Here is a 1,446-nt window from a genome sequence, read left to right as displayed (position 1 = left end):
ACCCGGTCGAGACGTACGGGGTGCGGCTGGAGCACGGCGGGCGGGTGTTCTGCTACTCCGCCGACACCGCGCCCTGCGAGGCGTTGCTGCGCCTGGCCCAGGACGCCGACGTGTTCCTCTGCGAGGCGAGCTACATGGACGGCGTGGAGAACCCGCCGGATCTGCACCTGACCGGCCGGGAGGCGGGCGAGGCGGCCACCAAGGCGGGCGTGGGGCGGCTGCTGCTCACCCATCTCGTACCGGCCTGGGGCAGCGAGTCGCAGACGGTGGAGGCGGCGGCCGGGGCGTACGCCGGGCCGCTGGACGTGGTGCGGCCCGGCGCCTGCTACGACGTGTGACCCCGGCGGCGGCCGGGCCGTGTCGGCGGACACCCGCGGACGATCCGATCACCGCACCGCATAGGGTGCAGGCATGGCGCGACCTGACGGGCGGGAGCCCGACCAACTCCGACCGGTGACCCTGACCCGGGGCTGGAGCACCCACCCGGAGGGTTCGGTGCTCGTCGAGTTCGGCGCGACCCGGGTGCTCTGCACGGCGAGCGTCACCGAGGGCGTGCCGCGCTGGCGCAAGGGTTCCGGGCTGGGCTGGGTGACAGCCGAGTACGCGATGCTGCCCCGGGCCACCAACACGCGCTCGGACCGGGAGAGCGTGCGCGGCAAGGTCGGCGGACGTACCCATGAGATCTCCCGTCTGATCGGCCGCAGCCTGCGCGCCTGCGTGGACCTCAAGGCGCTCGGCGAGAACTCGATCGTGCTCGACTGCGACGTGCTCCAGGCCGACGGCGGCACCCGGACCGCGGCGATCACCGGCGCGTACGTCGCGCTGCACGACGCGGTGACCTGGCTGGCCGAGCGCAAGGCGCTGGCCGGCAAGGTGGAGAAGGTGATGCACCGTTCGGTGGCGGCGGTGAGCGTCGGGGTGATCGGCGGCGAGCCGATGCTCGACCTCTGCTACGCCGAGGACGTCACCGCCGAGGTCGACATGAACGTGGTGTGCACCGGCGCCGGCGACTTCGTCGAGGTGCAGGGCACCGGCGAGGCGGGTGTCTTCGCCCGCGATCAGCTCGACGCGCTGCTCGACCTGGGCGTGGCGGGCTGCCTGGAACTGGCCGACGCGCAGCGGAAGGCGCTCTCGTCATGAACAAGGTCCTGCTGGCCACCCGGAACCGGAAGAAGCTCGTCGAGCTGCAGCGGATCCTGGACGGCGCGCTCGGCGCGCACCGGATCGCGCTGCTCGGCCTCGACGACGTCGAGGAGTACCCGGAGCTGCCGGAGACCGGCCTCACGTTCGGCGAGAACGCGCTGATCAAGGCGCGGGAGGGCTGCCGGCGTACCGGCCTGCCGACGATCGCCGACGACTCGGGGCTGGCGGTGGACGCGCTCAACGGCATGCCGGGTGTGTTCAGCGCCCGCTGGTCCGGCCGGCACGGCGACGACCACGCCAACC

3 protein-coding genes are annotated in these 1,446 nt (G+C 73.1%); all 3 read left to right on the top strand.

Annotated elements, in window-relative coordinates; all coding sequences use genetic code 11:
- Positions 1 to 338: MBL fold metallo-hydrolase (locus KBX39_RS31095; protein ID WP_210873974.1), on the top strand; the 338-nt coding region annotated here is incomplete at its 5' end.
- Positions 339 to 411: 73 nt separating this feature from the next.
- Entirely contained in the window at positions 412 to 1,140 is a 729-nt protein-coding gene (gene rph, locus KBX39_RS31090) for a ribonuclease PH (RefSeq protein ID WP_043326200.1), read from the top strand.
- Positions 1,137 to 1,446, top strand: a 310-nt coding sequence (locus tag KBX39_RS31085) for a non-canonical purine NTP pyrophosphatase (protein WP_282102501.1), incomplete at its 3' end; no start/stop codon positions are given. The genes rph and KBX39_RS31085, both read left to right, overlap by 4 nt.

This window comes from Micromonospora sp. D75 (assembly GCF_018070405.1).
GTDB lineage: Bacteria > Actinomycetota > Actinomycetes > Mycobacteriales > Micromonosporaceae > Micromonospora > Micromonospora chalcea.
The sequence above is the reverse complement of the archived record's forward strand: the minus strand, read 5'-3'. Positions and strand labels throughout refer to the sequence as shown.

Coding starts and splice junctions, on each gene's coding strand:
- rph (WP_043326200.1), top strand. CDS start 412: ATGGCGCGACCTGACGGGCGGGAGCCCGACCAACTCCGACCGGTGACC.